General features: G+C 70.9%; 20 protein-coding genes and 1 riboswitch. Of the genes, 8 read left to right on the top strand and 12 right to left on the bottom strand.

Features of this window, described 5'->3' with window-relative positions:
- Nucleotides 1-68 precede the first annotated feature (68 nt).
- Nucleotides 69-1,628, top strand: a complete 1,560-nt coding sequence (locus tag JF597_RS41770) for a Na+/H+ antiporter (RefSeq protein WP_294009018.1) — start codon at nucleotides 69-71, stop codon at nucleotides 1,626-1,628.
- A gap of 33 nt (nucleotides 1,629-1,661) precedes the next feature.
- Here the strand turns inward: JF597_RS41770 and JF597_RS41765 are convergent, their stop codons facing one another.
- The gene (locus JF597_RS41765; RefSeq protein WP_294009016.1) at nucleotides 1,662-3,083 is read right to left on the bottom strand and encodes a hypothetical protein; all 1,422 of its coding nucleotides are present in this window, start codon (nucleotides 3,081-3,083) and stop codon (nucleotides 1,662-1,664) included.
- A 664-nt stretch (nucleotides 3,084-3,747) separates the two neighbouring features.
- Between JF597_RS41765 and JF597_RS41760 the strand changes: the two genes are divergently transcribed.
- From JF597_RS41760 to JF597_RS41750, 3 genes are all read left to right on the top strand, one after another.
- On the top strand, nucleotides 3,748-5,703 hold the full coding sequence (locus JF597_RS41760; protein WP_294009015.1) for an amino acid transporter: 1,956 nt from the start codon (nucleotides 3,748-3,750) through the stop codon (nucleotides 5,701-5,703).
- Nucleotides 5,704-5,884: 181 nt separating this feature from the next.
- Entirely contained in the window at nucleotides 5,885-6,406 is a 522-nt protein-coding gene (locus JF597_RS41755; RefSeq protein WP_294009014.1) for a hypothetical protein, read from the top strand.
- A gap of 50 nt (nucleotides 6,407-6,456) precedes the next feature.
- Nucleotides 6,457-6,852, top strand: a complete 396-nt coding sequence (locus tag JF597_RS41750; RefSeq protein WP_294009013.1) for a molybdopterin-binding protein — start codon at nucleotides 6,457-6,459, stop codon at nucleotides 6,850-6,852.
- A gap of 103 nt (nucleotides 6,853-6,955) precedes the next feature.
- Here the strand turns inward: JF597_RS41750 and JF597_RS41745 are convergent, their stop codons facing one another.
- Nucleotides 6,956-7,444 carry a molybdopterin-dependent oxidoreductase gene (locus JF597_RS41745; RefSeq protein ID WP_294009012.1) on the bottom strand — a complete coding sequence of 163 codons (489 nt, stop codon included), beginning with the start codon at nucleotides 7,442-7,444 and terminating at the stop codon, nucleotides 6,956-6,958.
- Nucleotides 7,445-7,650: 206 nt separating this feature from the next.
- Here JF597_RS41745 and modA point away from each other — a divergent pair, with 206 nt between their 5' ends.
- The 3 genes from modA to JF597_RS41730 are packed head-to-tail and all read left to right on the top strand — an operon-like array spanning nucleotide 7,651 to nucleotide 10,599.
- Nucleotides 7,651-8,475 (top strand): molybdate ABC transporter substrate-binding protein, encoded by an 825-nt coding sequence (gene modA, locus JF597_RS41740; RefSeq protein WP_294009010.1) that lies wholly within the window; start codon nucleotides 7,651-7,653, stop codon nucleotides 8,473-8,475.
- Nucleotides 8,472-9,320 (top strand): molybdate ABC transporter permease subunit, encoded by an 849-nt coding sequence (gene modB / locus JF597_RS41735; RefSeq protein ID WP_294009008.1) that lies wholly within the window; start codon nucleotides 8,472-8,474, stop codon nucleotides 9,318-9,320. The genes modA and modB overlap by 4 nt, the downstream gene beginning before the upstream one ends.
- Nucleotides 9,321-9,330: 10 nt before the next feature.
- A complete protein-coding gene (locus JF597_RS41730; protein ID WP_294009006.1) occupies nucleotides 9,331-10,599 on the top strand; it encodes an ABC transporter ATP-binding protein in 1,269 nt (422 codons plus the stop codon).
- Between the two features lie 46 nt (nucleotides 10,600-10,645).
- Here JF597_RS41730 and gcvP read toward each other — a convergent pair whose 3' ends face one another.
- Nucleotides 10,646-13,531, bottom strand: a complete 2,886-nt coding sequence (gcvP, locus tag JF597_RS41725; RefSeq protein WP_294009004.1) for an aminomethyl-transferring glycine dehydrogenase — start codon at nucleotides 13,529-13,531, stop codon at nucleotides 10,646-10,648.
- Between the two features lie 178 nt (nucleotides 13,532-13,709).
- Nucleotides 13,710-13,803: riboswitch (glycine riboswitch) on the bottom strand.
- A gap of 114 nt (nucleotides 13,804-13,917) precedes the next feature.
- On the opposite strand from gcvP, the gene JF597_RS41720 reads away from it, so the two are divergent.
- Nucleotides 13,918-14,298 (top strand): PRC-barrel domain-containing protein, encoded by a 381-nt coding sequence (locus JF597_RS41720; RefSeq protein ID WP_294009002.1) that lies wholly within the window; start codon nucleotides 13,918-13,920, stop codon nucleotides 14,296-14,298.
- Between the two features lie 136 nt (nucleotides 14,299-14,434).
- On the opposite strand, the gene JF597_RS41715 is transcribed toward JF597_RS41720, so the two are convergent.
- From JF597_RS41715 to JF597_RS41675, 9 genes are all read right to left on the bottom strand, one after another.
- The gene (locus tag JF597_RS41715; RefSeq protein WP_294009000.1) at nucleotides 14,435-15,799 is read right to left on the bottom strand and encodes a DNA polymerase IV; all 1,365 of its coding nucleotides are present in this window, start codon (nucleotides 15,797-15,799) and stop codon (nucleotides 14,435-14,437) included.
- A 92-nt stretch (nucleotides 15,800-15,891) separates the two neighbouring features.
- Nucleotides 15,892-16,536: a MerR family transcriptional regulator gene (locus JF597_RS41710; RefSeq protein ID WP_294008998.1), complete on the bottom strand. Its 645-nt coding sequence runs from the start codon at nucleotides 16,534-16,536 to the stop codon at nucleotides 15,892-15,894.
- Between the two features lie 266 nt (nucleotides 16,537-16,802).
- A complete protein-coding gene (locus tag JF597_RS41705) occupies nucleotides 16,803-17,276 on the bottom strand; it encodes a bifunctional nuclease family protein (protein WP_026253112.1) in 474 nt (157 codons plus the stop codon).
- A gap of 91 nt (nucleotides 17,277-17,367) precedes the next feature.
- A complete protein-coding gene (locus tag JF597_RS41700; RefSeq protein ID WP_294008972.1) occupies nucleotides 17,368-18,105 on the bottom strand; it encodes a MerR family transcriptional regulator in 738 nt (245 codons plus the stop codon).
- 41 nt (nucleotides 18,106-18,146) lie between these two features.
- Entirely contained in the window at nucleotides 18,147-18,977 is an 831-nt protein-coding gene (locus JF597_RS41695; protein WP_294008970.1) for an FHA domain-containing protein, read from the bottom strand.
- 190 nt (nucleotides 18,978-19,167) lie between these two features.
- A complete protein-coding gene (locus JF597_RS41690) occupies nucleotides 19,168-20,004 on the bottom strand; it encodes a DUF881 domain-containing protein (protein ID WP_294008968.1) in 837 nt (278 codons plus the stop codon).
- 5 nt (nucleotides 20,005-20,009) lie between these two features.
- Nucleotides 20,010-20,342 carry a small basic family protein gene (locus JF597_RS41685; protein WP_046727248.1) on the bottom strand — a complete coding sequence of 111 codons (333 nt, stop codon included), beginning with the start codon at nucleotides 20,340-20,342 and terminating at the stop codon, nucleotides 20,010-20,012.
- A complete protein-coding gene (locus JF597_RS41680) occupies nucleotides 20,339-21,250 on the bottom strand; it encodes a DUF881 domain-containing protein (RefSeq protein ID WP_294008962.1) in 912 nt (303 codons plus the stop codon). Before JF597_RS41680 ends, JF597_RS41685 begins: the two co-directional genes overlap by 4 nt.
- A gap of 106 nt (nucleotides 21,251-21,356) precedes the next feature.
- Nucleotides 21,357-23,852: a mannose-1-phosphate guanyltransferase gene (locus JF597_RS41675; RefSeq protein WP_294008960.1), complete on the bottom strand. Its 2,496-nt coding sequence runs from the start codon at nucleotides 23,850-23,852 to the stop codon at nucleotides 21,357-21,359.
- Between the last annotated feature and the right edge of the window lie 129 nt (nucleotides 23,853-23,981).

Genomic DNA, 23,981 nt, shown 5'->3' with positions numbered 1-23,981 from the left:
GGCGGTGTGCCGGGAAGTCTGGTCGGCCGGGAGTCACGGTGGCTCCCGTTGGGCCCCAGGGGGACGGCATGCGCGGCGTGGGTACGGTTCTCGCACTCGTGGTACTGGCCACGGTGGTGGCGACCTTCGCCCGCCGATGGCGGATTCCCGCCCCCTCCCTCCTCGTCGTCGCGGGCCTCGCCGTGGCCCTGCTGCCCGGCACCCCGACGATCCGGATCAGCCCGGAGGTCATCGGCCTCGTCGTCCTCCCGCCCCTGCTCTACGCCAGCGCGGAAGAACTCTCCTGGCGCGAGCTGCGGGCGGTGTGGAAGCCGGTGAGCGTGCTCGCGGTCGGCCTGGTGCTCGCCTCGGCCGCGGCCGTCGGCGCGGTCGCCTCCCTGGTCACCCCGCTGTCCTGGCAGATGGCTCTGGTGCTCGGCGCGATCCTGGCCAGCACCGACCCGGTCGCCGTGACCGCGCTCGGCCGCCGGCTCGCCCTGCCGCCCAGGGTGCAGATGCTGGTCCAGGCCGAGAGCCTCTTCAACGACGCGACCTCCCTGGTCCTCTACCGGGTCGCGGTGAGCGTCGCGGTGGCCTCGGCGGCTGCGAGCTGGGGGGCGGCGGGCGGTGAGTTCCTGTTGCTCGCGGGCGGCGGCACGCTGATCGGCGCGCTGGTCGCCGCGGTCGTCACGGTGATCAGGCGGCGCACCGAGGACCCGGTCCTGGAGACGGTGATCTCCCTGGTCACGCCGTACGCGGCGTACGTTCTCGCGGAGGCGGCCCACACCTCCGGGGTCACTTCGGTGGTGGTGGCGGGTGTGGTCCTGGGCGGCCGCGGCGACCGGCTCACCAACGCCCGCATCAGGCTCCAGCTGCACGCTGTCTACGGCACCGTGGTCTTCCTGCTGGAGAGCGTGGTCTTCAGCCTGATAGGCCTCGCGCTGCCCGCCCAGGTGCGGGCGCTGTCCGCCGGCGACCGGGCCTGGCCGCTGTACGCGCTGGCGGTGGCAGGCACGCTGATCGCGGTGCGGTTGCTGTGGGTGGCGCCGCTGTCCGCGGTGGTGCAGCGCGAGGGCGGCATACAGCGGCCGAACTGGCGGGTGCCGGTGGTGCTGACCTGGGCCGGCACCCGGGGCGTGGTGCCGCTGGCGGCCGCGCTGTCGATCCCGGTGACGGCGAAGGACGGCTCGGCGCTGACCGAACGGCCGCTGGTGCTGGTCCTCACGACCTCGGTCGTGGTCGTCACCCTGGTCGTGCAGGGCTTCTCCCTGGCCTCGGTGGTGCGCCGCTCCGGCATCGCCCTGGAGCCGGACCACACCGAGCGCGAGGAGGCCGCCGCCCGCTGCCGGCTGGCCGACGCGGGCATCCGGCGCCTGGAGGAGCTGTCCGAGCTGGAGGCCGTGCCCGACGTGGTCCTCGACCGGCTCCGGCGCGGCCTCAACGCCCGCCTCGACGACGCCCGCGACCGCCTCGCCGACAGCACGGCCGAGTCGGCCGACCTGGTCTACCGGCAGCTGCGCCGCGACCTGATAGCGGTGGAGGCGGCGGAGCTGCGGCGGCTGTACGACGAGCACACCATCAGCGACACGACGCGACGGCGGCTCCAGCGGTCGCTGGACCTCGAAGAGGCGAGGCTGGCGGACGCGTAGGGTGCCGCGGGCAGCGGCCGGTGCTGGGCTTCTTCAGCGGAACTCCGCCAGCCGGGGCCGAAGCCCCAGCCCGGTCAGCCCCGTCGCGAGCAGCAACATCCCGCAGGACCACGGAAGTCGGTCGGTCAGCTCACCACGCCCCGCGGTCACCTCTTCGTCGAAGTGGGCGCGGTTGATGTCCGTCACCTCGTCCAGCGCGGCCATCCAGGCGCCGAAGTGCGCATTCGACGTGCCCGCCTCCCAGCCCATGCAGAATTCCACGGCCTGCCGCTCCCTGCCGGCGGCGAGCAGCGCGCGGATCTTCCGGTCGTCGCGCTCGTAGACGGCGTACGCGTCCACCGTCCTCTCGGCCGCGGCCCGCTCCCCGGGGAAGGTGATGTTGTCCAGCTCGCGCCGGAACTCGCCGGTGAAGCGCAGGTCGGTGGGGTCGGCGCGGTAGGCCTGCCAGGTGGCGGCGAGGCCGGCGTCGTACGTGGACAGCGTGGCGCCCCGGATGCCGTAGAGCTGCTGGGACTTGGCGAGGAAGGAGGCGGCGTACCGGGTGCGGCGCTGTGGGTCGAGGAGGTAGCGGCTCTCGTCGGCGTTGGCGTCGTAGGCGATGGCGCGGACGCGGGAGAGGGCGACGACGGAGTCGAAGGCGTCGTGCCGGGCCACCTTCAGATGCGTCGCGGACGCCGAGAGGAGCTGGGTGCCGAGGAGGACGGCGGCCAGGGTGCACGCGGTGGCGGCGAGGATGCCGGGGTTGAGGATCCGGCGGAAGCGGCGGGCCAGGTACCACTGCAGGACGCCGAGGACGACGAGGAGCAGCAGGCCGAGGACGACGACCGCGACCAGCTGGACCGAGAGCGCCGAACGGGCCGTCACGTAGCGGGTGTCGAAGGCCGCGTCGTTGGAGGAGACCAACTTGCGGGCGTCCGGCAGGAGGCTGTTGCGCAGCAGGTCGGTGGCGTCGCGGTAGTCGGTGAGCGCGTCCGGCCTGCCGCCGGCGTGGCGGTCGTTCTCCAGGGCCCGGCCGATGAGCTCCTGGTACTCGGCGAAGTCGTCGGTGATCGACTCCACGGTCTTCTCGTCGGCACGGTTCCCCTGGGCGGCGGCCGCGAGGGTGCGCAGGTCGTGGCCGATCTCGCGGCGGGCGTCGCCGTACAGGCTGACGGCCTTGGAGTGCGGGGTCGCCAGCACACCCTTTTCGCCGTTCCCGCCGTTCCCGGCGGACAGCAGGATGTTGGCGGCCTGGGCGTCCATGTCGTCGAGGGCCAGGTCGAGGCCGGCCGCGCTGGTGGTGCGGGGGGCGTCGCGACCGGCCACGTCGTCCCAGGTGCCGTGCGCGGCGAGGCCGGCGCCGAGGAGCAGGAACCCCAGGGCGACGGCGAGCAGGACCGTGGCCGCGCGCAGGAGACGCAACCGGGCCGGTACGGTCGACCGGAGACGGCGGCGCAGAGCGGTCCGCGCGGCCACGATCCACTCCCCCGGGCGCCCCTCGCGCGGCTCCGGGGCGGGTACGGGCGGCGCTGCCACCGTGGCTGGCCGTGGCTCTTCGACAGCCTCCGCCGGAGGTCTGTGTGCTGTGCCGGCCGTGATGGTCACGGTCCCCTCCCAGGTACCCGCCCCGGACGGTTCGCCCGTCCCCCGTGCCGGTCAGTCTGCGACCGCGTCCGACCGTGAACGATCGGCCTTGATGCGCTCCTGACGCCCCTTCAGGCGGGTTTGACGGGACCTTGACGCCTCGCTCCCGCTGCCCGTATCGGACCCGCGCATCCGTGCTGAACAGGCGAGCGCGGCCTCCGGGACCCGCGGGGCAGCGAGAGGCCGAAGCACTGTTCGATGATCTCGCCGGCCCCACTCCCGTGAGCCGTCGTACGGGATAACGCTCGGTGTCCGAACCCGGCACCCACCCGCCGTCCCCCGTACAGCGCAACGTCTCCCCGCGGCCTCCGAGCCCCCCTTTCTTGATGCTCGACCACCGCCTGTCAGGGCATTCTTAACGCAAGCTTGACGCCCAGCTCCCTCCTATCCGTGGGCCCACGCGTCACTCTCTGCTTACGCTGGTGCCGCCGTCCGCGTGATGGCCGGAATCGAACTGCGCCGCACCACCCCGCGCCGGACACCAGGAGCCGACCCCATGGCCACGACCGAACACCCCCCTCCCAGTCGCCTGCGCGCCTGGATGCTGGAGGGGCTGTCCGACATGGGCAAGGGCGGCGGCCACACCGGCCCCCACGCACAGCCCGAACCCGCACACCAGGGCCAGCGCTGGTGGCGGGTGATGTGCCTGACCGGTGTCGACTACTTCTCCACCCTCGGCTATCAGCCGGGCATCGCCGCCCTGGCGGCCGGCCTGCTGTCGCCCATCGCGACCATCGTGCTCGTCATAGTCACCCTGGCCGGCGCCCTGCCGGTCTACCGCCGCGTCGCCGAGGAGAGCCCGCACGGCGAGGGCTCCATCGCCATGCTGGAGCGGCTGCTCTCCTTCTGGCAGGGCAAGCTCTTCGTGCTGACCCTGCTCGGCTTCGCCGCCACCGACTTCCTGATCACCATCACCCTGTCGGCCGCCGACGCCTCCACCCACCTGGTGGAGAACCCGCACCTCACCGACTTCCTGCACGGCAAGCAGATGATCATCACGCTGATCCTGGTGGCTCTGCTGGGCGCGGTGTTCCTCAAGGGCTTCCTGGAGGCGATCGGCGTCGCGGTCGCCCTGGTCGGCATCTACCTCGCGCTCAACGTCGTCGTCGTGATCGTCGGCTTCTACCACGTCATCACCGCCGAGCACGTCGTCACCGACTGGACCAGCGCCCTCACCGCGGAACACGGCAACGTCTTCGTCATGATCGGCGTCGCCCTGATCGTCTTCCCGAAACTCGCCCTGGGCCTGTCCGGCTTCGAGACCGGCGTCGCCGTCATGCCTCACGTCAAGGGCGAGCCCGGCGACACCGAGCAGCAGCCCACCGGCCGGATCCGGGACACCAAGAAGCTGCTGACCACGGCCGCCCTGATCATGAGCTGCTTCCTGATCGCGACCAGCTTCATCACCACGCTGCTGATCCCGGAGAAGGAGTTCAAGGCGGGCGGCGACGCCAACGGCCGTGCGCTCGCCTACCTGTCGCACGAGTACCTCGGCAACGCCTTCGGCACGGTCTACGACGTCTCGACCATCGCCATCCTGTGGTTCGCCGGCGCCTCCGCGATGGCCGGCCTGCTCAACCTGATGCCGCGCTACCTGCCGCGTTACGGCATGGCCCCGCAATGGGCCCGCGCCGTCCGCCCGATGGTCGTCGTCTTCACCCTGATCGCCTTCCTCGTCACCTGGATCTTCGACGCCTCCGTCGACGCGCAGGGCGGCGCCTACGCCACCGGCGTCCTCGTCCTGATCAGCTCCGCCGCGGTCGCGGTGACCATCGCGGCCCGCAAGGCCGGGCAGCGCAAGTGGGCCATCGGGTTCGGGGTGATCTCGGCGGTCTTCCTCTACACGACCGTCGTGAACGTCATCGAGCGGCCGGACGGTGTGAAGATCGGTGCCTGCTTCATCGTCGGCATCATCCTCGTCTCGCTGCTCTCCCGCCTCGCCCGCGCCTTCGAGCTGCGTGTGACGAGCGTGACGCTCGACGACATGGCGGATCGATTCGTCCGTGACATGGCCAGCCGCAAGATACGGTTCATCGCCAACGAGCCGGACCGGCGTGACAAGGCCGAGTACCGGGACAAGGTCGAACAGATCCGGGCCGACAACGACATGCCCGAGCAGGAGGACTTCGTCTTCGTCGAGGTCACGGTCACCGACCCCTCCGAGTTCGAGGCGGGCCTGACCGTCCGCGGCGAGGTCCTGCACAACCGCTACCGCGTGCTGACCCTGGAGTCGGCCTCCATCCCCAATGCCCTGGCCGCGCTGCTGCTGCACGTCCGGGACGAGACCGGCTGCATCCCGCACATCTACTTCGAGTGGACCGAGGGCGGCCCGTTCGCCAACTTCCTGCGCTTCTTCCTCTTCGGCCAGGGCGAGGTCGCGCCGGTCACCCGAGAGGTGCTGCGCGAGGCGGAGCCGGACCGCTCCCGGCGGCCGCGCGTCCACACGGGCTGAGCACCGCAGACCCCGGGCACGAGGCTCGGGGCGGGGCACGGGGCACGGGACGCAGGACACGGGCGAGCGGCGCAGGGCACGGGGCACGGGGCGTAAGAATCCCGTCAATAACCGCTCGGTCCGCATAAGAACCGTGTCAGCGGTCGCTCCCCCGCCGCCACCGGCCCCTACCTTCGGCCTCATGACGGACAGAAGACCCAGGGGCCGGGCGGCCGGTGACCGTACCTGGCGCGGCAGCGCACGTCTTGCCGTCGGCTCTGCCCTCGGCTTCGGCGGGCTGACGTTCGCGGTGGACTGGGATGCCGGCACCCTCACCCCGGCCCGCGCCCTGCTCTGGGTCACCCTGTCGGCCGCGATCCTCGTCATGCTGCTACCGGCCCGCGTCACGGCGGGCCCCGGCTGGCTGGCCGTCCGTGGCCCGCTCCGCCGCCGTACCGTCAGCACCGACTCCCTCGTCTACGTCGGCCAGTGCGGGGACGTCGCCGCGCATCTGGTCCTGCGCGACACCCGGGGCAACCGGCTGGAGCTCGATCCCGGCGTGCTGCACGCCAACCCCCTGCTCTGGCACGAACTGGACACCGGCGTCCGCCGCTCCGTCGAACGCGGCACCCTGCGCCGCGGCACCGAGGTGCTGGCGCGGCTCGGCCACGAGATCGACGACACGAACGCACGCGCGGTCCTGGAGGCGTCCGGCCTCACCTGACCGGCGACCCCATGTCCTCGCCCCCCGCCACCTGGCCCTATGGTGAGCGCATGCCCTCCTACACGATCGGCCAGGCGGCACGGCTGCTCGGCGTCAGCCCGGACACCGCCCGCCGCTGGGCCGACGCGGGCCGGATGGCCACCCACCGTGACGAGGGCGGCCGGCGCCTCATCGACGGCACGGACCTCGCCGCGTTCTCCGTCGAACTGGCCAAGACCGGCACCGCCGACGAGGACGCCTCCTACACCTCGGTCCGCAACGCCTTTCCCGGCATCGTCACCGCGATCAAACTCGGCGACGTCGCCGCCCAGGTCGAGATCCAGGCCGGCCCGCACCGTCTGGTCTCCCTCCTGACCCGGGAGGCGGTCGAGGAACTCGGCCTGGAGGTCGGCATGGAGGCCACCGCCCGGGTGAAGTCCACGAACGTACACATCGACCGCGTCTGACAGCCCACCCGGCCGGTACCGGTACGGCTGCAGGCCGCGCGGACGCCGCACCCGGTCGCCCCTGCCCTGGCCGACGCGGTGCGGGACGCGACGGGCGTGCGGTTCACGGAGCGGCCGCTGACACGCGACCGGGTGTGGCGGGCTCTGGATGCCGGCCGCCGTACCCCCCGTCCACCCGTATCCCCCTGATGCCGCTGATGTGCCGGGCCCCGCACCGGTCCTGGGGCAGCACCAGTTGCGGTCCCGTCCCATCCAGCGGGGTCTCGTCGATGCTGACGCCGAGCAGTACGGGGGCATGGGCGAAGTCGGGGTCGATCTCGGCCCAGGAGAGCAGCGCGTGGTGCCCGTCGGCGCCGGAGACCGCGATGAGGAAGCGCAGCCGGTCCCTGCGCCGGCCGGGGTCGAATCCGGGTCCGGCGGCGGCGAGGACGTCGTACAGCCGCGGTCCGGTGAAGCCGTGGCGCTGTATGCCGCTGGTGGCGCACTCGAAGCTGACCCGCACCCGGTGCTGGGGCCAGCGCAGGAGGTCGGGCACGGTCAGCCGGGCCGGTCGTGCGAGGTCTCCGGTGAGGACGAGTTCGGCGAGCGTCATGTGCGGTCACCTCCCGGATGACGGTACCCGCAGCGCGTCACCGTACAAACGCACATGCCAGCTCCAATCACCATGTATGCAGCTCATGCGATGTGACAGAAGACTTACGCCTGGCAATTGCGGCAGTATCATCGCCAGGCGGCTGATAGACAGCTCGCGGCAGGGCGCGACAGTTCGTTCACAGGATCCAGAGGAGTTCACTCGTGATGACCCGTTCCGTTCGCCGGACCCGGCGGACGCTCCAGGTGGCCGGTGCCTCGGTCGCGGCCCTGCTGGCCCTGAGCGCCTGTTCCTCCTCCGGGGACGACTCGTCCGCGACGACGAAGTCGGACACGTCGACGGCGACGCCCAAGCTGTCGGGCTCGATCACCGTGTTCGCGGCGGCCTCGCTCCAGGAGAGCTTCACGACTCTGAAGGCCGACTTCGAGAAGGCCCACCCGGGCACCAGGGTCAACTTCAGCTTCGGCGGCAGTGACAGCCTCGCCGCGCAGATCACGAGCGGTGCGCCTGCCGACGTCTTCGCCGCCGCGAGCGCCAAGACCATGGCGATCGTGACGGACAAGAAGGACACCGCCGCCACTCCGGCCACCTTCGTCCGCAACCAGCTGGAGATCGCCACCCTGCCGGGCAACCCCGACAAGATCTCCTCGCTGAAGGACCTGACGAAGTCGTCGCTGAAGGTCGTGCTGTGCGACAAGACGGTGCCGTGCGGTGCCGCCGCGCAGAAGGCTCTGGACGCGAGCAAGCTGAAGCTCACCCCGGTCTCCTACGAGGAGGACGTGAAGTCCGCCCTCAACAAGGTGGTGCTGAAGGAGGCCGACGCGGCGGTCGTCTACAAGACCGACGTCAAGGCCGCCGGCAGCAAGGTCGAGGGCGTGGAGTTCCCCGAGTCCGCCAACGCCGTCAACGACTACCCGATCGCCCTCCTCAAGAACGCCCCGAACCCGACGGTGGCCAAGGCATTCATCGCCCTGGTGCAGTCCGCCGAGGGCCGGCAGGTGCTGAACGACGCCGGGTTCCTGAAGCCGTGACGAAGGCCGACGAGTCCGGCGCCGTGGCCGGCACCCTCACGGGCGGTCCGCGGCGCCGGCGCGTCCGGCCGGCCGTACCGCTACCGCTCCTCCTCCCCGGAGCGGTGGCGCTGGTCTTCCTGCTCCTGCCGTTGGTCGCCCTGCTGGTACGGGCCCCCTGGCGCAGCCTGCCGTCCCTGCTGACCAGCACCGAGGTGTGGCAGGCCCTCCAGCTCTCCCTGGTCTGCGCGACGGCGGCGACAGCGGTGAGTCTGGTCCTGGGGGTGCCGCTGGCCTGGCTGCTGGCCCGCACGGAGTTCCCCGGCCGGGGCTTGGTACGGGCACTGGTGACCCTCCCCCTCGTCCTCCCCCCGGTGGTGGGCGGGGTGGCCCTGCTCCTGGCCCTCGGCCGCAACGGGGTGGTGGGCCAGTGGCTGGACGCCTGGTTCGGCATCACGCTCCCGTTCACCACCGCCGGTGTGGTGGTCGCCGAGTCCTTCGTGGCCATGCCCTTCCTGGTGATCAGCGTCGAGGGCACGCTGCGCGCCGCCGACCCCCGCTACGAGGAGGCGGCCACCACCCTGGGCGCCTCCCGCTTCACCGCGTTCCGCCGGGTCACGCTCCCCCTCATCGCCCCCGGCATCGCGGCCGGCGCGGTCCTGGCCTGGGCCCGCGCGCTCGGCGAGTTCGGAGCGACGATCACCTTCGCCGGCAACTTCCCCGGCCGCACCCAGACCATGCCGCTCGCCGTCTACCTCGCCCTGCAGAACGACCCCGACGCGGCGATCGCGCTCAGCCTGGTGCTGCTGACGGTGTCGATCGCGGTACTCGCGGCGCTGCGGGACCGTTGGATGACGGCATCATGAGGACGACCTGGTGGACGACGCCCCGATGACCAACTCGCATCCCGCATCGGCGGACGGCACGCAGCCGCCCCAGGCCCTGCCCGCAGCCGCCGACGGCGCTCCGCCCCCACAGGGGCCACCCGCACCCGACACTGGTGCCCGCACGAGTGGTGCGGGTGGGAACCCCGTCCCGGCCGAAGGCCGGGCGGCTCCCCCCACGCACCCGCACCCGCACCCGCACCCACCGACCCACGGCCTCGACGCCCACCTCGTCGTCACCCGCCCCACCTTCCACCTCGACATCACCCTCACCGCCGCCCCCGGCGAGGTCGTCGCCCTCCTCGGCCCCAACGGCGCCGGCAAGACCACCGCCCTCCGCGCCCTCGCCGGCCTCACCCCCCTCACCGCCGGCCACCTCCACCTGGACGGCACGGAGTTGGACCGCACGCCCCCCGAATCCCGCCCGGTGGGCGTCGTCTTCCAGGACTACCTGCTCTTCCCCCACCTCACGGCCCTCGACAACGTCGCCTTCGGCCCTCGCTGCCAGGGCGCCACCAAGGCCGAGGCCCGCGCCCAGGCGGCCACCTGGCTCGACCGCATGGACCTCACCGCGCAGGCCGGCGCCAAGCCCCGCCGTCTCTCCGGCGGCCAGGCCCAGCGCGTCGCGCTGGCCCGCGCCCTGGCCACCCGCCCCCGGCTCCTCCTCCTCGACGAACCCCTCGCCGCCCTCGACGCCCGCACCCGCCTCGACGTACGTTCCCAACTCCGCCGCCATCTGGCCGAGTTCGAGGCGGTCGCGGTCCTGGTCACGCACGACCCGCTGGACGCCATGGTGCTGGCCGACCGCCTGGTCGTCATCGAACACGGCCGGGTCGTCCAGGAGGGCACGCCCGCCGACATCGCGCGTCACCCCCGCACCGACTACATCGCCCACCTGGTCGGCCTCAACCTCTACCGGGGCCGGGCCGAGGGCCACACCGTCGAACTGGAGACCGCCCCCTCGCACCCCACCACCATCACCACCACCGAAGTCCTCGCCGGTGACGTCTTCGTCGCCTTCCCGCCGAGCGCCGTCACCCTCTTCCGGGACCGCCCCACGGGCGCCAGCGCCCGCAACCTCTGGCGCTGCGAGGTCGCCGGCCTGGAGACCCACGGCGACCAGATCCGCGCCGACCTGACCGGGGAACTCGCCCTCGCCGCCGACCTCACCACGGTCGCCGCCGCAGAGCTGGACCTCCACCCGGGCGCCACGGTCTGGGCGACGGTGAAGGCGACCCAGACACACGCCTACCCGGCGTGAAAGCAGGAGGCCCCGCCGAAGCGGGGCCTCCTGCACACCCTGTGCGTCAGTCCTCGTACGCGTCCAGCGGCGGGCACGAGCACACCAGGTTCCGGTCGCCGAAGGCCTGGTCGATCCGGCGCACCGGCGGCCAGTACTTGTCGGCGGCGGACACCCCGCTCGGGAAGACGGCCTCTGCACGGCTGTACTCGTGCTTCCACTCGCCACCGAGCGCGTCGGCGGTGTGCGGCGCGCCGCGCAGCGGGTTGTCGTCGGCGGACCACTCCCCCGCCCCGACCTTGTCGATCTCCGCCCGGATGGCGATCATCGCTTCGCAGAAGCGGTCCAGCTCGCCGAGGTCCTCGGACTCGGTCGGCTCGATCATCAGCGTGCCGGCCACCGGGAAGGACATCGTCGGCGCGTGGAAGCCGTAGTCGATGAGCCGCTTCGCGACGTCGTCGACGCTCACTCCGGTCGCCTTGGTCAGCGGCCGCAGGTCGATGATGCACTCGTGCGCGACCAGCCCGCCGGGCCCGGTGTACAGCACGGGGTAGTGCGGCTCCAGCCGCTTGGCCACGTAGTTGGCGCTGAGCACGGCCACCTGCGTGGCCCGCTTCAGCCCCTCGCCGCCCATGAGCCGGACGTACGCCCACGAGATCGGCAGGATCCCCGCGGAGCCCCACGGCGCGGCCGAGATCGGCCCGACGCCGGTCTCCGGCCCGGCGGCGGGCTGGAGCGGGTGGTTCGGCAGGTACGGCGCCAGATGGGCCCGTACGGCCACCGGGCCGACGCCCGGACCGCCGCCGCCGTGCGGGATGCAGAAGGTCTTGTGCAGGTTGAGGTGGGAGACGTCACCGCCGAAGTGCCCCGGCTTGGCGACCCCGACCAGGGCGTTGAGGTTGGCTCCGTCGACGTACACCTGGCCGCCGGCCTCGTGCACCTGCGCGCAGATGTCGGCGACGTGCTCCTCGAACACGCCGTGCGTGGACGGATAGGTGATCATCAGGACCGCGAGCTCGTCCCGGTGCTGTTCGATCTTCGCCCGCAGGTCCTCGACGTCGATCTCGCCGTCCTCGGCGGTCTTCACGACGACGACCTTCATGCCCGCCATCACGGCACTGGCGGCGTTGGTGCCGTGCGCGGACGACGGGATCAGACAGACCGTCCGCTGCGCGTCGCCGTTGGCCCGGTGGTACGCGCGTACGGCGAGCAGCCCGGCGAGCTCGCCCTGCGATCCGGCGTTGGGCTGCAGCGACACCTTGTCGTACCCGGTGACCTCGGCGAGCCGCTCCTCGAGCTCCCGGATCAGGGTCAGGTACCCCTGCGCTTGCTCGGCGGGCGCGAACGGGTGCAGCTGGCCGAACTCGGGCCAGGTGACCGGTTCCATCTCGGTGGTCGCGTTGAGCTTCATGGTGCAGGAGCCCAGCGGGATCATGCCGCGGTCCAGGGCGTAGTCCCGGTCGGCGAGCCTGCGCAGGTAGCGGAGCATCGCGGTCTCGGAGCGGTGCTGCTGGAAGACGGGGTGGGTGAGGTAGCCGTCGGTGCGCAGCAACGCCTCGGGCAGCGTGTCCTCGGTGACGGCGTCCAGCGCCTCGACGTCGCCCTCGACGCCGAAGGCCGTCCACACGGCGCTCAGCTGGGCGCGGGTGGTGGTCTCGTCGCAGGCCATGGAGACGTGGTCGGCATCGACGAGCCGCAGGTTGACGCCGTTGCGGCGGGCGGCTGCGACGGTCTCGGCGGCCTTGCCGGGCACGCGCGCGGTGAGGGTGTCGAAGTAGGCGCCGTGCACGATCTCGACACCGCCGGCCGTGAGTCCGGCGGCGAGGATCGTGGCGTAGCGGTGCGTCCGCCGCGCGATGGCCTTCAGCCCCTCGGGCCCGTGGTAGACGGCGTACATGCCCGCCATCACGGCGAGCAGGACCTGCGCGGTGCAGATGTTGCTGGTGGCCTTCTCCCGCCGGATGTGCTGCTCACGGGTCTGCAGCGCCAGCCGGTAGGCCTTGTTCCCGTCGGCGTCCACGGAGACGCCCACGAGCCGTCCGGGCAGGCTGCGCGCGAACTTCTCGCGGACCGCCATGTATCCGGCGTGCGGCCCGCCGAAGCCCATCGGCACACCGAACCGCTGGGTGGTGCCGACGGCGATGTCGGCCCCGAGCTCGCCCGGCGAGGTCAGCAGGGTCAGCGCGAGCAGGTCGGCGGCGACGGTGACGAGCGCCCCGGCGGCGTGCGCCTGCTCGACGACGGCCCTGATGTCGCGTACGGCACCGGAGGCGCCGGGGTACTGGACGAGCACCCCGTTGATCTCACGTCCGGCGAGGTCCGCCGGGATGCCCTCGCTCAGGTCGGCGACCACGACCTCCACGCCGGTCGGCTCGGCCCGGGTCTGGATCACGGCGATGGTCTGCGGCAGCGCGTCCGCGTCGACGACGTAGACGCCCTTCTTGTTCTTGCCCATGCGCAGCGACAGGGCCATGGCCTCGGCGGCGGCCGTGCCCTCGTCGAGCAGCGAGGCACCGGAGGTGGGCAGCCCGGTGAGGTCGGCCACCACGGTCTGGAAGTTCAGCAGCGCTTCCAGCCGGCCCTGCGAGATCTCCGGCTGGTACGGCGTGTAGGCCGTGTACCAGGCCGGGTTCTCCATCACGTTGCGCAGGATCACCGGCGGCGTGAAGGTCCCGTAGTACCCCAGGCCGATCATCGAGTCGAGCACCTGGTTCCGGTCGGCCAGCGACCGCAGCTCGGCCAGCACCTCGGCCTCGGTCCGGGCGCCCGGCAGATCCAGCCGGTCGGCGTTCTTGATCACGTCCGGCACGGCGGCCGCGGTCAGGTCGTCGAGCGAGCCGTACCCGACCTGGGCGAGCATCTTGGCCCGGGCCTCGTGGTCGGGGCCGATGTGGCGCTGCTCGAAGGGAATACCCTGCTCGAGCTCGGAGAGCGGAATACGCTGGGCGGTCATTGCGGAGGCCTCCTGGTCTGACGCGACCTTCGAGGGGTACCCCGGCACGGGTACCCCGACGGCCTCCCCCTCTGTCATCTCAACCTGAGAGCTTCACCGGTGCGCCCTTGTGGACCACCGGCTTTCACCGTCGGTGAGAGCGGACACCGTCGACATCCGCCCTGCTTTCCAGAGTGACCTCGTCCGTGCGGTACGTGAGCCTGAGAGATTCCGGGGAGGATTTGCTCCTTCGGCGCCCCCGGTTTCCCGGAGGACTCTCCCGCACGGGGTCAGCAGCCGCCTGCCAGCCTACCAGCGGGGGCAACACCGGAGTCTTCGAGTGGCCGCCTCCTTCAATGTGCTCTTTTGTAGTGCTTACGGATGAGTTGCGACCAAGTGGAGGGCCCGTGCAGACCGACATCGATCCGCGCAACCTGATCGGCCGCAAGGCGTTCGACCGCAACGGCACGAAGATCGGCACGATCGACGAGGTGTACCTCGACGACGCGACGGGCGTGCCGGAGTGGGCGGCCATACGCACCGGCCTGTTCTCCCGGGACGCCTTCGTGCCCCTGGAGCCCAGCGAACTGGTCGAGGGCACCCTGCAGGTCCCCTTCGACCGCGCCCTGATCAAAGACGCCCCCGACTTCGGCGTGGGCCGCCACCTCTCCCCGGAACAGGAACTCCAGCTCTACCACCACTACGGCCTCGACACGTCCGCCCCGCCCCAACCCCGCCCGGACCACGACTTCGGCAAGCTCGCGGGAACGGAGGACGCGGGGGCGTGACGCCGACACCGGGTGCGGTCGCGATTCAGCTGCGGGTGCGTCGTGGCTGGTCGCGCAGTGCCTCCCCGGCCGAAGGCTGGGGGAGGAACCCTGCCAGCGCCGGTAGGCGTCCCCACCCCCTGCCCCGGCCCACGGCTCACGCACGCACCCCGTCCACCGATCTCCCCGGCACCAACGGCAACGGCTCCGCCGGCTCCAGTGCCGGATCGTCCACCCGGAACGTCCGTACCCTCCCCGGCCCCGCAGACCCCGGCGTCTCGAACCGCACCGTCACCCGCCCCAGCCCACTCCCCTGCACCCACCCGTGCCCGTACTCGGCATGCCGCACATCGTGCCCCGCGGGCCACCGCCGCTCGGCAACCACCTGCTCCTCCGCGACCGGCTCCGCAACGTCCTCCTCCGCCGCGGGCTCCGCCGCCCCCTGCCCGGCCGCCGCCTGCGCGAACAGGTCCTCCTGGGTGTAGTCGGCGAGCCCCGACACCCCCACCCCCAGCAACCGCACACCCCCCGTCGTGTCCACCGAGTCCAGCAACCGCGCGGCCGCCTCCCGCACCACCGCGGGGTCGTCGGTCGGCCCCCTGAGCGTCTCGGACCGGGTGAGGGTCGAGAAGTCGTACCGCCGTACCTTCAGCACGATCGTCCGCCCGGACAGCCCGGCCCCCCGCAGCCGCCGCACGCAGCGGTCGGCCAGCCGCTGCACCTCCAGTCCCACCCGCAGCCGGTCGTGGATGTCCACGTCGTAGGTGTCCTCGACCGACACCGACTTCGTCTCCCGTTCGGCCACCACGGGCCGCTCGTCGTGCGCGAGCGCCATCGCATACAGCGCGTGCCCCTGTGCCTTGCCGAGCAGCCGTACCAGCTCGTCCTCCCCCGCCTCGGCGATCTCGTCGACGGTGGTGATCCCGGCCCGCCGCAGATGGTCCCCCGTGGCCGGCCCCACCCCCGGCAGGGTCCGCACCGTCATCGGCCCGAGCATCGCCCGCTCCGTGCCCGGCTCGATCAGCACCAGTCCGTCCGGCTTGGCCTGCTCGGAGGCGATCTTCGCGAGCATCTTGGAGGCGGCGAGCCCGACGGACCCGGAGAGCCCCGTGGCAGCCCGTATGTCGGCGCGCAGCCTCTCCCCCGCCAGCCGCGCCGACGTGGCGTCCCAGGCCACCTCACCGGCCTCCAGATCCACGAACGCCTCGTCCAGGCTGAGCGGCTCCACCAGCGGCGAGAGCCCCCGCAGCAGCCCCATCACCTGCTCGCTGATCGACCGGTACAGCGCGAAGCGCGGCACCAGATACGCGGCGTTCGGCGCCAGCCGCCGGGCCTGCCCCATCGGCATCGCGGAGTGCACCCCGAACACCCGGGCCTCGTACGACGCGGTGGCCACCACACCGCGCGGTCCGAGCCCGCCCACGACCACGGCCTTCCCGCGCAGGCTCGGCTTGGACGCCTGCTCCACCGAGGCGAAGAAGGCATCCATGTCGAGATGCAGGATCGTGGGGGCGTTTCTCACATCTCCGATGCTGCACCACGCCACTGACAATGCCCCGGCACGGACCCGTGCCGGGGCATCACAAGGCCTTCGCGGGACGTCGGGCCAGGACTTCAGACCGCCCGGTTGCGCCGTCTGGCCAGTTCGTCGGCCGGGTTGTGGCCGACGAGCGTCTCCCCCGTGTCGACGCGCTCGCCGTGCAGCTGGGAGAGAGCGCTCTCCACGTCCCGCCACACCACGCCGACCGCGATCCCGAAGATGCCCTGACCGCCCTGGAGCAGGGCGTGCACCTCGTCGGGCGAGGTGCACTCGTAGACCGTGGCACCGTCGCTCATCAGGGTCATGCGCTCCAGGTCGCGGAAACCGCGTTCCCTCAGGTGCTGGACGGCGGTGCGGATGTTCTGGAGGGAGACCCCGGTGTCCAGGAACCGCTTGACGATCTTCAGGACGACGACGTCCCGGAAGCTGTACAGACGCTGGGTGCCCGACCCGTAGGCGGGCCGCACGCTGGGCTCGACCAGGCCGGTGCGGGCCCAGTAGTCGAGTTGCCGGTAGGTGATGCCGGCCGCCGCGCAGGCCGTGGGCCCGCGGTAGCCGATCTCCTCGGTGGCCATGGACGCCGCCCCTCCGCCGCTCGGCACTGCGGTCGGCCGCTGCGGGGCGTGACCGGCAATGCTGCTGTGAAGCGGGGACGGACCGCTCTCCCCGAAACCGCGTCCGGGGGCACCCCCAGCCATACCGTCGCCGCTGCTTCTCACGCCGACCTCCGTCCTTGACCTGCCTTCTCGACGGTAGGCAGTCACCAGGGGTGCGTCAACGATCGCCACACTCGGCACGCCGAGTGATAATCACCCAAGGAGTGGTTTCCCGTGCCCCACCGCGGGGAAAGGCTAGCCGAATGCTCTGGCGGCAGGCCGTAGGACGCTCTCAGTGGCCGCTGGCAATTGCCCGTGAGTTCCGGCCGCGACCGGCCGCGAACCGGCCCGTCACCGACCTTCCGGTGGTGCCGGGCCGCTCGGGTCTCTCACTGGCTGCTGGTGCCGAAGTCCTCGGGTGAGATCTGGTCGAGGAATTCGCGGAACTTCTCCACCTCGTCCTCCTGCTCGTCCGGGATCGCGATGCCCGCGTCGTCCAGCACCGTGTCACTGCCGTAGATCGGCGTCCCGGTGCGCAGCGCCAGCGCTATGGCGTCGGACGGACGGGCGCTCACCTCGACCCCGCTGGCGAAGACCAGCTCCGCGTAGAAGACGCCTTCACGCAGGTCCGTGATGCGCACTTCGGTGAGTTCCTGGCCGACGGCCTCCAGCACGTCCTTGAACAGGTCGTGCGTCAGCGGCCTGGCGGGCGCCATGCCCTGCTGGGCGAAGGCGATCGCCGTCGCCTCCCCCGGCCCGATCCAGATGGGGAGGTAACGGTCGCCTCCCACTTCGCGCAGGAGCACGATCGGTTGGTTGGAGGGCATTTCCACCCGGACACCTACGACATCGAGCTCGTTCACACAGCAACCCTAGGCCGTGCCCGGGACGTTTGGGTAGTCGGGCCGGGAACGCGCGCCCGATCCGGCCTCCGCCCGGGTCCTGTCGTGGTACTCACGGCAGCCGTATCCCCAGCGCCGTCTGCATCAGTGCGGCGTGCAGCTTCACCGTGAGCGCCGCCAGCTCCTTCGTGCGGGCTTCCGCATGGGCCCTGGTCTGCGGGTTGCGGTGGCGCTTGAGCGGCGCCACGACCTGGTCCACGAGGCCGGCCTCCCGGTCGGCTGCGGCCTTCATCGCCCGCAGATGGCGCGGCTCGATCCCGAAGCGGCCCAGCTCGGCCACGAGGGAGGCCACGGTGACCGTCTCCGCGTCGTACACACCGTCCTCCAGCGGAGCGATCAGCCCGTACGACTCCCATTCGGCGAGGCAGCTCTCGTCGATGTCGGCGGCCGCGAGCAGCTCGTCGCGGCCGATCCGCGCCACCGTGGGCACGTCGGGAACCGTCGGCACGGCCTCACCGTCCCGCTGCCGCCCCAGCACGGGGGGCTGTACCGCCTCGCCGCGCTCCATGGCTTCCAGGTACTCCCGGATGACCTTGAGCGGCAGATAGTGGTCCCGCTGCATCCGCAGGACGTGTCCCAGACGCTCCACGTCCCCGGCGCTGAACTTCCGGTACCCGGAAGGAGTACGGCGCGGCTCGATGAGCCCCTCCGACTCCAGAAAACGGATCTTGGAGATGGTGACTTCGGGGAACTCGTCGCGCAGCACGTTCAGCACCGTGCCGATGCTCATCAGCCCGGATTCCGTGGCGGCGGTGCCGTGACCGGTACCGCCGCTCGGTGTGTGCAGCATGGACCTTCTTCCCTGGGGTCCTCCAGGCGAGCTCCGGAGGGTCAGATGCCCTGCCGGCTCGCGTAGAAGACCAGCCGGTACTTGCCGATCTGGACCTCGTCACCGTTCGACAGAGCGACCTGGTCGATGCGCTCCCGGTTGACGTACGTGCCGTTGAGGCTGCCGACGTCGGCCACCGTGAACGAGCCGTCCGGCTGGCGGCGGAACTCCACGTGCCGACGCGAGACCGTCACGTCGTCCAGGAAGATGTCGCTCTGCGGGTGGCGGCCGGCCGTGGTCAGGTCGCTGTCCAGCAGGAACCGGCTGCCCGAGTTCGGGCCCCGGCGCACGACCAGCAGCGCGGAGCCGAGCGGCAGCGCGTCGACCGCAGCCTGCGCCTCGGGAGAGAGCGACGGCATCTGGGTCTGGCCGGTGACTTCGGCGTCGTAGGCCTCCAGACCGGAGATCGAGATCGTGGACGTCGTCTCCGACGCACGCTCGGGAACGGCGCCCGGACGCAACGGGGCTCCGCAGTTGGAACAGAAGCGGGCGTTCTCCGCGTTGCGGTTACCGCACCTCGTACAAACCAGGGCCGACATGGACGGATCCTCCTGCCGCGGCTGCCCCGCCGGGGCGTTGGACGCGTACGGGCCGGAGGTGAACCCTCCACCCGTACCTGAGGTTGACGGTTGCCCGAAACCTATGCCGCCGGACTGGGACGGGTCAACTGACGGCGCGCCCTGACCTCCCGAAATGTCACCCCCCGGACCAGCCACCTGGTCCCGGAACAGCGGGCGCTGGCCCTCCGCGTCGGGCTGTGCCCGATGACGCGCGGTCGCGTTGTCGCTACCCTCTCGCGCGCTCTTGCCGAACAACTTCGCAAACAACTTCACGGGCGATTCCCCTTGACCGAAACAGACCCGCCCGTGGGGCAGGACGAACCCTGACTGAATAAACCGGCCGACCCGGACAACCACACAACGTCCGTATCCACCAGACAGTTTCCACCACGCACCGGTTCCCCGGTGCGCCGACCCCCCGCATCCTCATGCCCTCGCCGGACGTCCCCCATGCACCGCCGGTTCACTGTGAGGACGACCGAGCGTAGTCAGGCTGCTTCGCCGGTCGCAAGGCATCCACGACGATCTTGGTGGATCGCTCGACGGTCACAGTCGCCTGCTCCTTCTCGAGGGTCTGCACCACGCCTCCGGGGATGTTGAGAGCCGGTTCGAGGTCCTGCGGCTTGCCGATCACCTTGAAAACGTAGGGCTGGGTGATCTTGTTCCCGTCGACGCTCACGCTCTTCCCCGAGTCGGTGAGGTACGTGCCGGCGACCACCCGGACCCCGTCGACCTGGATCGCCTCCGCGCCGGCCGCGCGCAGTTCCTGGATCGCGTCGAGCAGCATGTCCGCCTGCACCGTCCCCTTCGGGTCGTCGACCGTCATCGTGATACCAGGACCCTGCGCCGCCACGGTGCCCGCGAGAATACCGAGTTGCCGCTCCTTCTCGGCCGTCTGCCTGCGGGCCTCCGCCGCCTGGTCGGAGCTGCTCTGCAACTCCTCGCGCTGCTTCTCGAGTCCTGTCTTCTCGTCCTCAAGACGCTGAGTACGGTCGTCCAGTTCATCGAGGATGCGGACAAGATCTTCCTGACGGGCCCCGCGCAGCGCACTGTCGCTGTCGCTGTTCGACGCCACCTGCACGGCGAGCCCGAATCCAAGCCCGAACAGCAGCACGGCGACGATCAGTTGGGCCCTGCTCACCCGCGGCGGCCACAGCCCCTGGACCAGCCTCTCGCGGCCGGTCAGCCTGGCCGCCGGCTCGGACTCGGCGGCGGACTCGGCCTCCGGCGCCGTGGCGGGGACCTCGGCCGGGAGTTCTCTGCGCAGCCGGTGCTCCGGCTCCTTCTCATGCTCGCCCATGCCGCTCACGCCCGGAAGACGTGTCGCCGGATCGCCGCGGCGTTGGAGAAGATACGGATACCGAGGACCACCACGACCCCCGTGGACAGCTGCGAGCCCACACCCAGCTTGTCGCCGAGGAAGACGATCAGCGCGGCCACCACCACGTTGGACAGGAACGACACCACGAAGACCTTGTCGTCGAAGATCCCGTCCAGCATGGCCCGCAGGCCACCGAAGACGGCGTCGAGCGCCGCGACGACGGCGATCGGCAGGTACGGCTCGACGACCGCCGGAACCTCAGGCCGGACCAACAGTCCGGCCACGACGCCCACGACGAGGCCAAGTACGGCGATCACGATGTGCCCTTCTCAGTTTTCTCGGTGTACGGCTGCGCCGTACGTACGATCACGCTGGGCGCGGCGGGCAACCGGACGTCACTCTCCGTGGAGAGGGTCGCCCGGATGTCGAAGTTCTCCTCCAGTGCATGCAGATACAGCCCGTCGGAGCTGTCCTGGAACCTGGAGCCGAGCTTCTCCCCGTCCCCCACCGCCAGCACCGTGTACGGCGGCACCAGCGGCCTGTTGTCGACAAGTATCGCGTCCCCGGCGGCCCTGATCGCGGACAGGGCCGTCAGCCGCTGCCCGTTGATCGAGACCGCTTCGGCGCCCGAGGACCACAGCCCGTTCACGACGCGCTGCATGTCATGGTCCCGTACCCGGCCGGTGTCGGAGAAGCCGGAGGTCTCCCGGGGATTGCCGGCGTCGCCGCCCGCGGAGGCCTCCTTGGCGTCGTTCACCACCAGCTTCACGCCGGGGCCGTGCACCGCCGTGGCGCCCGACAGGACGTCCACCAAATCCGCCCGGCCACTGCCGCCGCTCTCCTTCAGCGCGGCACGCTGGCGGGCGCTGACGTCGTCCCGCAGCTTGTCGACACTGGTCTCCAGCCTGTCGGCGGCCGCCGTCTCCCGGTCGACCCTGTCGATGAGCTCCTGGCGCTCCTTGGCCACCACGGGCGCCGTCACGCGCGCCTGCGCCGCTCCCACGGTCACCACGAGGGCCGCCAGCACCAGACCGCCGGCGAGACCCAGCCTGGCCCGGAGGGTCTTCGGCATGCCGCCGCTCTCCCCCTGAGCCCGCTTCCGCACGGCCGCCTCGGCGTACCCGTCGTCGAGGCTGTGATCCATGACGTTGGTGATCAACGACATGGAGGCGTCCGGGCGCGACGGCCGGGCGGCGCTGCTCCGAACGGGGGGTTGCTGCGGCATGCCGCACATCGTCGCACGTCGCGACCAGTACCTCCGAACGGCCCCACCGGCGTGCCGGACCGGCCCCCGTGGGGACACCTGTCCGGCACGCACACGTGCAGCGGTTTTACCGTCCGGCGCTGTCCACCGTCGCCGACCACTCGTCCAGCAGAGCCTGCGCGGACGCGTCGTCGGGGCCCTCGGCCCACAGATGGGTGACCGCCTCGGCGGGGTCGGGCAGCACCATCACCCAGCGCCCGTCGGTCTCGACGACCCGCACCCCGTCGGTCGTGTCCACGAAACGATCACCGGCCGCCTCGACGACACGCCGCATGACCAGCCCCTTGACAGCCCACGGTGTGGCCAGGTCCCGCTTGAGGACGTGCGCCTTCGGGATCCGGGCGTCGATCTGGCTCAGCGTGAGCTGCGTCCGCGCCACCAGACCGATCAGGCGTACGAACGCGGCCGTGCCGTCGTAGACACTGCTGAACTCCGGGACGATGAACCCGCCCTTGCCGTCACCCCCGAAGATGGTGCCCTCCTCGCGCCCCACGCGCGTGAGGTCGTCGGGAGAGGTGGTCGTCCACTCGACCTGGGTGCCGTGGTACGCCGCCACCTGCTCGGCGATCCGGGTCGTGGTGACCGGAAGCGCCACCCGGCCGCTGCGCCGCTCGGCGGCGACCAGGTCGAGCATCACCAGCAGCGCACGGTCGTCCTCGATGATCCGGCCCTTCTCGTCCACCAGGGACAGCCGCTCACCGACCGGGTCGAACCGCACACCGAACGCGGCCCCGGACGACGCCACGATCTCGCCGAGCCGTACCAGTCCGGCCCGCCGCTGGTCGGCGGTCTCCGTGGGCCTCGCCTCGTTCAAACCGGGGTTGATGGTCAGCGAGTCCACACCGAGCTTGCCGAGCAGGCTCGGCAGCACCAGCCCGGCGCTGCCGTTGGAGGCGTCCACGACGACCTTGAGGCCCGATTCGGCGATCCCGGTCGTGTCGACGTTCCGCAGCAGCGACCCGGTGTACGAGTCGAAGACGCTGGCCGGGAAATAGAGGTCGCCGATCTCACCGGGGAACGCGCGCCGGTACTCCTGCCGCGCGAAGATCCGGTCCAGCTTGCGCTGGCTGGCCTGGGAGAGGTCGGCGCCCTGCCCGTCGAAGAACATGATGTCGACGGAGTCCGGTACTCCGGGCGAGGTCCGGATCATGATCCCGCCGGCGCTGCCCCGCCCGGTCTGCTGCCGGGCCACGGGCAACGGCACGTTCTCCAGGTCGCGTACGTCGATGGCACTGGCCTGGAGCGCGGAGATCACCGCTCGCTTGAGCGCACGGGCACCACGGGAGTGGTCGCGGGCCGTGGTGACGGTGGACCCCTTCTTCAGGGTGGTCGCATACGCGCCGGCCAGCCGTACGGCCAGTTCCGGTGTGATCTCCACGTTCAGGATCCCGGAAACGCCCCGGGCGCCGAACAGATGGGCCTGCCCCCGCGACTCCCAGATCACCGACGTGTTGACGAAGGCACCGGCCTCGATGGTCTTGAAGGGATAGACCCGCACATTGCCCTGAACGATCGATTCTTCACCGATCAGGCACTCGTCACCGATGACCGCGCCGTCCTCGATCCGCGCGGCCCGCATGATGTCGGTGTTCTTCCCGACGACGCAGCCCCGCAGATTGCTGTGCTGCCCGACGTACACGTTGTCGTGGACGACGGCCCGGTGCAGGAAGGCGCCGCTCTTCACGACGACATTGGACCCTACGACGGTGTGCTCGCGGATTTCCGCGCCGGCCTCGACCTTGGCGTAGTCACCGATGTACAGCGGCCCGCGCAGTTCGGCGTCAGCGTGCACCTCGGCGCCCTCGGCGACCCATACGCCCGGGGATATCTCGAAGCCGTCGATGTCGACGTCGACCTTGCCCTCCAGGACGTCGGCCTGCGCCTTCACGTACGACTCGTGCGTACCGACGTCCTCCCAGTAGCCCTCGGCGATATAGCCGTAGATCGGCTTGCCTTCCTTCATCAGCTGCGGGAAGACATCGCCGGACCAGTCGACGGGAACGTCGGCCTCGACGTAGTCGAATACTTCGGGCTCCATGACGTAGATGCCCGTGTTCACCGTGTCGGAGAAGACCTGGCCCCAGGTCGGCTTCTCGAGGAAGCGCTCGACCTTGCCCTCTTCGTCGACGATGGTGATGCCGAATTCCAGTGGATTGGGCACACGCGTCAGGCAGACCGTGACGAGCGCGCCCTTTGCCTTGTGGAAGTTGATCAGTTCGGTGAGGTCGAAGTCGGTCAGCGCATCGCCGGAGATGACGAGGAAGGCATCGTCCTTCAACGCCTCTTCGGCGTTCTTGACGCTTCCGGCGGTACCGAGTGGCTTCTCCTCGTTGGCATAGGTGAGCTCCATACCGAGCTCCTCGCCGTCCCCGAAGTAGTTCTTGACCAGCGATGCCAGGAACTGCACAGTGACGACGGTCTCGGTGAGCCCATGCCTTTTGAGCAGCCGTAGCACATGCTCCATGATCGGTCGGTTGACGACCGGAAGGAGTGGCTTGGGCATGCTCGAGGTCATGGGGCGAAGGCGTGTGCCTTCACCACCGGCCATCACGACGGCCTTCATGTCGGAAGCGTCCTCCTCTAAGAGATGACGGTCTAGCCGACTTCACCCGTCCAGATTGTCCCGCACTTTTCCGCCGCGGGCCATCGAGAGCAATCGAAGGGCCCCTACGTCCGGACAATCGCCGAGCTC

It is taken from the genome of Streptomyces sp., assembly GCF_019510245.1.
GTDB lineage: Bacteria > Actinomycetota > Actinomycetes > Streptomycetales > Streptomycetaceae > Streptomyces.
The sequence above is the reverse complement of the archived record's forward strand: the minus strand, read 5'-3'. Positions and strand labels throughout refer to the sequence as shown.